Raw genomic sequence first — 7,689 nt, 5'->3', positions numbered from 1 at the left:
AAATTATATATGTGTTTTTGACTATCTTTTTATATCTTCTTAAATGTCCGCAAAGCCTTATTTTATCGGCTCTACGGGCATTTTGCTTTTGTGGTAAACCTCACATATCTAGGTCTATCTTCTTATATTTTCTCTATCAAACGTGGTTAAAATCGTGGTAAATACTTCTATGCAATTAGACGCTGAACCTCTGATTTTGCGGTATCTATGGACGCATGAGCGTACCAATTCATTGTGATACTAATGTTTGAATGCCCCATGATATACTGTAAATCTTTTGGGTTCATGTTCTTGCTTGCCAGCCTTGTGCAGAACGTATGGCGTAGCGTATGCGGTGTGATATGTGGCAAGGGATTGTCTTTGTGGTGCTTGTTGTATTTCTTTACCATACGGACAAATAAGGCGTTGTAATCAATCGCAACTTTTGGCTTGTCCTTATGATTGACAAATAGGAAATTGCCCCGTCCGTCTATCACAAATGGTTCTGCCTTTGGGCGTTTCTTCATAACCCGTTGAAATGCCTGTATCGTTTCTCTGCTTAATGGTACTTGCCTTATTCCGCTTTTCGTCTTAGGCGTTTCAATATAATAGCCTTGTTCCTTGCTCTTTAGTAACTGGTGGTCGATAATCACAACTTCATTCTTGAAATCAATATCGGCTACTGTCAGTCCGCACAGTTCCGAGATACGAAGTCCTGTTTTTAACAGTATCAGCACATCATCATAATACTTGTGATACACATTGTCCGTCTTGATGAATGAGAGTAAGGCTTGTTCCTGTTCCTCTGTCAATGCAACTTTCTCTTTGGTATCATTTTCTAGGACTTCACTTAACTTGAAATCAAAGGGATTTTTCCTTACGCAATCGTCTTGTATGGCGATATAGAATGACGCTTTTAACGAGCGTTTATGGTTGTTAATGGTATTGTAGGAAAAGCCTTTGTCTTTCATGCGTACCGCCCATTCTTTAGCGTCAGAGGGCTTGATTGTATCAATGCTCCTAGCACCCAACTTGTCCTCTTTCAATAACCGCATGAGTTGTTCCCGTTGTTTCATTGTGCTTTTCTTCACATTTGCCCTCTGTGCGTTCTGTTTGGCATAGAGTTGGCAAAGCGTCATTTTCTTGCCTGTGCTGTCGATACCGTCCTCAATATCCCGTCTTATCTGCTGTTCCAGTTCTCGAAGTGAGGGTTTTTCCCGTTTTCCCTTTGGTGTCGGGTCTGTGGGTGTCAATCTCCAAGCATACACATATTTTGTGTTTCCAAATGCGTCTACATATTTATATAAGTATTTTCCGTCTGTTCGTTGGCTCTCTCCAGTATGCAGGATACGACCTTTGCTATCCCGTCTTTTTTCTTTCATGGTGTCTGCTCCTTTCCTTGTTGGAAAGAGCCTTGATATGACTTGTGTTCATCATAACACATACAAGGCTCATTTGCATTAGATTGCGTCCAATTTGTCAATGACCTGTTCAAACTGTCGGCGTTTAATCTGTATGCGGTTGCCATTCATAATGAGCCAGCCAGCGTCCTTGTTTTCCTCTGCCAATCGTCTTAACTTGTTTTCTCCAATGCGGAAATACTTTGACGCTTCTTCAATGGTAAGGGTGTATTTTTCCCATACGGGAATATCGTTGTTATTCATCAGATACCCCCTTTCCCATGTTTTGTGTCATACTGGATATAGGGGATAAGGTCGGTGCGGTTTATCCTCTGTAAATGGGCGGTTAATTTACTGGAAAGGGAATTGCTGTATCTTGCCTTATCAAGCATAGTTCCTACTTTTTCCAGTCCACCTAATGCGTCATGTTCTTCCAAGAAATAAAAACTTTTGACAGCGGAAATGACGCCACCCTCTGTGAGCCATTGCTGTGTTTCTTCAAGGGAATTATGCTGCTTTGGTACTTGCAGTTTCAAGACTTCCACAGCCCCTAAAAAGCGTTCCCAAAATCGACACGTTTTCCACCTGCTTTTATTACTTTCGTTTCTGTTTGGCACGACAAAGCGTAGGTTGTTTGCCAGTAGCCCGAAAGCCAGTTCCCCAAGTTCCAGCGGTCTGTCCTTAAATGTCATGGCAAAAACATGAGCCTTATCATCACGCAGTTGCATTTCTGTTCGTTTCCAACTGCCGACTTCCTCAAGCGTCTTATTATGTTTTGAACAGACTTCCTTATCCTTATCATAAAAGCGGTAGGATAATCCAGATTTTCCAGCACCGATATAAACAGTCTTTGCGGTGTCGAAATCGTCAAACTTGCTTTCATCAAAGTGGTAGCCCTCACTATTGGAGATAAATTCCTCTTTTTCGCATTTCTTCTTTATCTGCTCTATGGTAAAGAATGGCTTTTCGTTCTTATCATCAATGGCAATATCAAGTCTTGTGAAATGAAAATTATCCAGTCCGTATCTTCGCTCACAGCGTCGGAACATATCCCCAAAGGTATAATTCCTACTGTCGAGAATACGGAAAATATCATCACAACCTCTGCCAGTCATAACAAGATAACAGCCTAGCCCCTGTGGGTTGTCCTCTGTCTTTCTTGCGTCCCCCGATACATAAATATCTCCAATCTGCCAGCGTGCTTGATAGGTTTTGTATTTAATGCTTGCCGGATAGACATTGAAAATATCAGTCGGTAAACCTAAAATGTGCATGATTACATCTTCAGCGGTTGCCGTTTCAAATACAATGCTGATGTAATCAATCTTAACGGATAAATTTTTGTGTGTAGTTATAGTGCATTACTCCTTTCGTATGCCCCGTTTTTTTGCGGGGTAAAAATAGCGTTTTGTCCTTTATTTATCACAGTTTCTAGGTACTATGACATGTATGCGCAGGGCGGTGTTACATATACGCCCTTTACGAGCGCCTAAAGGCGTTCCCTTTCTTCCTGTGTCTGTTCCGTTCTTAACGCTCACGAGCCTTGAGAGGCTCGTGGCTAAACGAAACAGCCCCAGTCAGAAACCCTATTTTTAGTCTGATAGTCCATGCTCATTCATGCTATCAAAGTGAAAACATCTCTTATATATGCTTACTCAAGTGTGTGATTGACCCTAGCGTGCTTAATCACTCTGTCTGATAAGATAATAACGCCACTAGAATTACTTGTCAAGAAGTTTCGATTGACTTTTCGATATATATTAAGTATGATATGCTTATAAATGACAATAAAAGCAACGAAAGGAGCGGTTATACTAAGTTATGGAGTATTATGAAAAGAAAATCAGTTTCTTAGGAGAAAACATACAAATCATAAGAAAACACAGGGGAATGAAACAACAGGAACTTGCCAATAAAATCGGTATCAATATGCAGAGCCTTTCCAAGATTGAACGAGGTGTGAATTATCCTACCTTTGATACATTGGAAAAGATAATGGACGTGCTGGGAGTAACACCGAATGAATTATTGTCGGGGGAATGGAAATATATTGACCACACCGAGCCATATATCATGGACGTTATCAAACGAGAACAGGATTTTAATGTTTCCTTAGATTATTTGTCTGAAAATGAATTTTTCAATGACGAAAAAGAATGTAGATTTTACATGGAAACTACATTGATTAGATACATTAGCAATTATCTTTCTAGTGAGGTAGTAGAGTTGGAAGAACTTATGGAAATCAAGCAGTTGATACAGCGTCAGAAATTGGAACGCATGATGAAAGTACATAAGGAAATGCGAGGGTTAGACCGATACAGAGAACAGCCCAAAGAGTATAAATATCACGACCCTTATGATGATTGGATATTCCGTCAGCTTGCAGATATAGACAACAGAAACAACATTCCCAACACTTCGCCACAATTAGATTTTAATGAAACGGACTATGAAGATTATCTAAAAGAGAAATGGAATAGAGGACTTTAATTTTCCTCTTGCATGAAAGATACAGCAAACAAAAAGCCCAATCAAGAGTGCAAAGCACCACCAATGGTGGTAAGGCTCTTTACAGGGTTCTTTCTTTTCTGTGGTGGGTAATCAAGCGAAAAATGAAGAAGTGTTTTGTCATGCTTTATATTTTTATCCCGACTTTGATAATTCAGATTGTGAAAATGATTAAATACAGAAAAGCTAAATAACACGATTTATATTAGCATCACTTTAATGATAAATTAGTTAGAGTGGTGCCTTATTTTTTTCTCTGTACAATCACTTAAATAGGTGCTATAGTAATGGGTAGATAGTATTCGAACAGAAACTATACCACATATTTTTTATTTTTAAACCATGAGGATTATATCAGTTTGAACGAGACCTCATCCATGCAGATTTTCATGATTGTCACTTCCCAGAAAGGAGTGATCGATATGAGAGCAGGATTTATCGGAGCGGGGAAAGTAGGATTTTCCCTTGGAAAATACCTGAAGGAAAACGGCGTAGAGATTACGGGTTACTTCAGCAAATCACCGGAATCAGCTAAATCAGCAGCAGATTTTACTAACACAAAACTATATAAGAGTATAGAGGATATCTTAAGTGACAGTGATACCCTGTTTATTACTGTGCCTGATGGACAGATAAGCAAAGTATGGGATTATATGAAGAATCTGGATATTAAAAATAAAAATATTTGTCATTGCAGCGGTTCGATTTCATCAACCGTTTTTTTTGATGGTGAAAACCTCGGTGCAAATATCTATTCGGTACATCCCCTATATGCAATAAGTGATAAGTGCGAATCATGGAAACACTTGAATAAGGCTTATTTTACTGTGGAGGGTTCGGCAGAGAATCTAGATGAGATTAAGAGTATCTTTGAGCGAGCAGGAAATAAGGTAATCGCAATGGGAGCGGAAAATAAATCTCTTTACCACTGCGGTGCAGTAGTTGTAAGCAATCTCGTAAACGGACTTTTTCAAGTGGGGGCTGAAATGCTTGTAAAATGCGGCTTTGATAAAAAAGATGCAAAGAAAGCCTTAGTGCCTTTGTTTACTGGAAATGCCGACACATTGGCAGAAAAAGGAGTTGCGGCTGCCCTCACAGGTCCTGTTGAGCGAAATGATTTGTCGACTATCACAAAACACATTGAAGCTATTAAGGCAGCATGGATAAACGAGTCTGAGGAAAAGGTGGGATATGAGATGATATATCTTTTGCTTTCAGAAAAGCTTCTCAGTATTGCACAGGAAAAACATTTAGACAGTGACTATTTGAAGATGACGGAGGTAATTAAAAATGAAAAACACAGTATCCACTTTTAAAGAACAGAAGGTTAAGGGCGATAAGATTACAATGCTGACAGCCTATGACTATTCGACAGCTAAATTGATGGATCAGTCAGGTATTAACGGTATTCTCGTTGGAGATTCTCTTGGCATGGTTATGCTCGGATACGAAAATACTTTGCCGGTAACAATGGAAGATATGATTCACCATACAAGAGCAGTTACAAGAGGTGCCAAAGATGCCTTAGTAGTTGGAGATATGCCGTTTATGTCATATCAAGTTTCAGTTGAAGAGGCCATGTATAACGCAGGAAGACTTATGAAAGAAGGAAGATGTCAAGCAGTAAAGCTAGAAGGTGGAGCCTCTGTTTGTCCACAGATTAAAGCTATTACAGCTGCTTCAATTCCTGTTATGGCACATATTGGACTTACACCTCAGTCAGTGAACGTTTTTGGAGGCTTTAAAGTTCAGGGAAAAAGTGAAGAGGGAGCAAAGAAACTCATTGAAGAGGCAAAAGCTGTTGAAGAAGCAGGAGCATTTGCGATTGTTTTGGAATGCGTACCTGCAAAATTAGCGGAAATTATTTCTGAAAGCATTAATATTCCTACAATAGGAATAGGTGCAGGATCTGGCTGCGATGGACAGATTCTCGTTTATCAGGACATGCTTGGAATGGTCTCTGACTTTACACCTAAATTCGTAAAACAATTCGCAAAGGTAGGAGATGTAATGAAAGAAGCCTTTGCTGCATATATAGAAGAAACTAAACAGGGAAGCTTTCCAGCACCTGAACACACATTTAAAATTTCAGAAGATGTAATTAACAAGTTATATTAGGAGATAGAACGATGAAAATAGTAAAAACCGTAGATGAAGTGAGAGTTATAGTCAAAGAATGGAAGAAAGAAGGTCTTACAGTAGGTCTTGTTCCTACTATGGGATTTTTGCACGAAGGACATAAGAGTTTAATTACAAGGGCTGTTTCAGAAAACGATAGAGTTGTTGTCAGTGATTTTGTAAATCCGACTCAATTTGGAGTAGGGGAAGATTTGGAAAGCTATCCGAGGGATTTGGAAAGGGATACTATGCTATGTGAGGAGGCAGGTGCTAATTTAATATTTAATCCTGAGCCGGAAAATATGTATTTTGACGATTTTTCAACATATGTAAACATAGAAAGTCTTTCAGAGGAACTTTGTGGAAAATCACGACCAATACATTTCAGGGGTGTAGGCACAGTAGTATCTAAACTTTTTAATATTGTAAATCCCGACAGAGCTTACTTTGGTCAAAAGGATGCACAGCAGCTTGCGATTATAAAAAGAATGGTTAGAGATTTGAACTTTGATATCGAAATTGTGGGCTGCCCTATAGTTAGAGAAGAGGATGGTCTTGCAAAGAGTTCAAGAAATACATATCTAAGCAAAGATGAGAGAAAGGCGGCACTAATTTTAAGCAAAGCAGTTAAGCTCGGAGAAGATATGGCAAAAGCAGGAGAAAAAGATACAGATAAAATTGTATCAGAAATGATTAAGCTTATTGAAACTGAGCCTATGGCGAAAATAGATTATGTTCAGGCTGTAGACGCTGTTTCAGTTAAACCGGTCAAGGAGATGACAGCACCAGTACTAGTTGCCATGGCAGTTTATATCGGCAAAACCAGATTGATTGACAACTTTATTTACGAAGGTTAAACGGGGGTTAAATATGACATTTGAAATGTTAAAGGGGAAGATACACAGAGCTACAGTAGTTCAAGCAGAACTTGATTATGTAGGAAGCATCACTGTAGACGAAGACTTACTTGACAGTGCTGGAATTTTGGAGTATGAAAAGGTAAGTATCGTAGATATAAATAATGGGAACAGATTTGAGACATACACAATTGCAGGAGAAAGAGGCAGCGGAATGATATGTCTCAATGGAGCTGCTGCAAGATGTGTTCAGACAGGTGATAAGATAATCATAATGTGCTATGCACAGATGACTCCAGAAGAGGTAAAGAAAAATCCACCTAAAGTAGTATTTGTAGATGAGGATAACAAAATATCAAGAGTCGCAAGATACGAAAAACATGGTAAGCTATAAGACATGTAATTTGCAAATAAAAAAGGGAATTTCGGTAATTAAAAAATGTAAAAGGTGAAGAATATGTCATCTGCCCTCGTTGTGAGCAAGAAGTTTATAAAGAAGTAATAATTTATCCATTTTGTAACTTTGGCATAATGGCATGGCTTGAAGGAGAAAATGATGAAAATAGCAAACCAGTGAAAGATAAATCTAAGTAAAATCTCAGCTTAACAATTTAATATCTATATTTACAAAGCAGTTGGTCTTATGATTGACTGCTTTTAAAAAAGACACCGTTTAGGTGTGAGGTCTTTTTAGTGTTATTTATAGTCATATCAAGGCTCGTTTAATTATGGTAAATTCGTGGTAAAATGAGTGCTTTTCTATACTTCAAAATATTTGAAAGTATAGTGTTTATACGGATAATCAAAAATTAGATATAAAATTT

At 38.5% G+C, this 7,689-nt stretch carries 8 protein-coding genes; 5 read left to right on the top strand and 3 right to left on the bottom strand.

Going from position 1 to position 7,689, the window contains the following annotated elements; genetic code table 11:
• Positions 1-167: 167 nt before the first annotated feature.
• The 3 genes from DIZ30_RS04180 to DIZ30_RS04170 all read right to left on the bottom strand — a co-directional run bounded on the left by DIZ30_RS04180 (position 168) and on the right by DIZ30_RS04170 (position 2,704).
• Positions 168-1,361 carry a site-specific integrase gene (locus DIZ30_RS04180; protein ID WP_009320106.1) on the bottom strand — a complete coding sequence of 398 codons (1,194 nt, stop codon included), beginning with the start codon at positions 1,359-1,361 and terminating at the stop codon, positions 168-170.
• A 78-nt stretch (positions 1,362-1,439) separates the two neighbouring features.
• Entirely contained in the window at positions 1,440-1,643 is a 204-nt protein-coding gene (locus DIZ30_RS04175) for an excisionase (protein WP_002607397.1), read from the bottom strand.
• A complete protein-coding gene (locus DIZ30_RS04170) occupies positions 1,643-2,704 on the bottom strand; it encodes a replication initiation factor domain-containing protein (protein WP_259302594.1) in 1,062 nt (353 codons plus the stop codon). Before DIZ30_RS04170 ends, DIZ30_RS04175 begins: the two co-directional genes overlap by 1 nt.
• Before the next feature lie 496 nt (positions 2,705-3,200).
• Between DIZ30_RS04170 and DIZ30_RS04165 the strand changes: the two genes are divergently transcribed.
• The 5 genes from DIZ30_RS04165 to panD all read left to right on the top strand — a co-directional run bounded on the left by DIZ30_RS04165 (position 3,201) and on the right by panD (position 7,259).
• A complete protein-coding gene (locus DIZ30_RS04165; protein ID WP_004847061.1) occupies positions 3,201-3,872 on the top strand; it encodes a helix-turn-helix domain-containing protein in 672 nt (223 codons plus the stop codon).
• A gap of 440 nt (positions 3,873-4,312) precedes the next feature.
• Positions 4,313-5,206: a Rossmann-like and DUF2520 domain-containing protein gene (locus DIZ30_RS04160; protein ID WP_009320104.1), complete on the top strand. Its 894-nt coding sequence runs from the start codon at positions 4,313-4,315 to the stop codon at positions 5,204-5,206.
• On the top strand, positions 5,181-6,008 hold the full coding sequence (gene panB, locus DIZ30_RS04155; protein ID WP_004847068.1) for a 3-methyl-2-oxobutanoate hydroxymethyltransferase: 828 nt from the start codon (positions 5,181-5,183) through the stop codon (positions 6,006-6,008). Before DIZ30_RS04160 ends, panB begins: the two co-directional genes overlap by 26 nt.
• Positions 6,009-6,019: 11 nt before the next feature.
• Complete coding sequence (panC, locus tag DIZ30_RS04150; RefSeq protein ID WP_004847070.1) at positions 6,020-6,865, top strand: pantoate--beta-alanine ligase; 846 nt, start codon at positions 6,020-6,022, stop codon at positions 6,863-6,865.
• A gap of 13 nt (positions 6,866-6,878) precedes the next feature.
• Positions 6,879-7,259 (top strand): aspartate 1-decarboxylase, encoded by a 381-nt coding sequence (gene panD, locus DIZ30_RS04145; RefSeq protein ID WP_004847071.1) that lies wholly within the window; start codon positions 6,879-6,881, stop codon positions 7,257-7,259.
• Positions 7,260-7,689 lie beyond the last annotated feature (430 nt).

This window comes from Enterococcus sp. H57 (genome assembly GCF_003112495.1).
In the GTDB taxonomy this organism is placed as follows: domain Bacteria; phylum Bacillota; class Bacilli; order Lactobacillales; family Enterococcaceae; genus Enterococcus_B; species Enterococcus_B faecium.
Note: the sequence above shows the minus strand (reverse complement) of the source record. Positions and strands in the feature narration are given on the sequence as shown.

Coding starts and splice junctions, on each gene's coding strand:
- panB (WP_004847068.1), top strand. CDS start 5,181: ATGAAAAACACAGTATCCACTTTTAAAGAACAGAAGGTTAAGGGCGAT.
- panD (WP_004847071.1), top strand. CDS start 6,879: ATGACATTTGAAATGTTAAAGGGGAAGATACACAGAGCTACAGTAGTT.
- DIZ30_RS04180 (WP_009320106.1), bottom strand. CDS start 1,361: ATGAAAGAAAAAAGACGGGATAGCAAAGGTCGTATCCTGCATACTGGA.
- DIZ30_RS04175 (WP_002607397.1), bottom strand. CDS start 1,643: ATGAATAACAACGATATTCCCGTATGGGAAAAATACACCCTTACCATT.
- DIZ30_RS04165 (WP_004847061.1), top strand. CDS start 3,201: ATGGAGTATTATGAAAAGAAAATCAGTTTCTTAGGAGAAAACATACAA.
- panC (WP_004847070.1), top strand. CDS start 6,020: ATGAAAATAGTAAAAACCGTAGATGAAGTGAGAGTTATAGTCAAAGAA.
- DIZ30_RS04160 (WP_009320104.1), top strand. CDS start 4,313: ATGAGAGCAGGATTTATCGGAGCGGGGAAAGTAGGATTTTCCCTTGGA.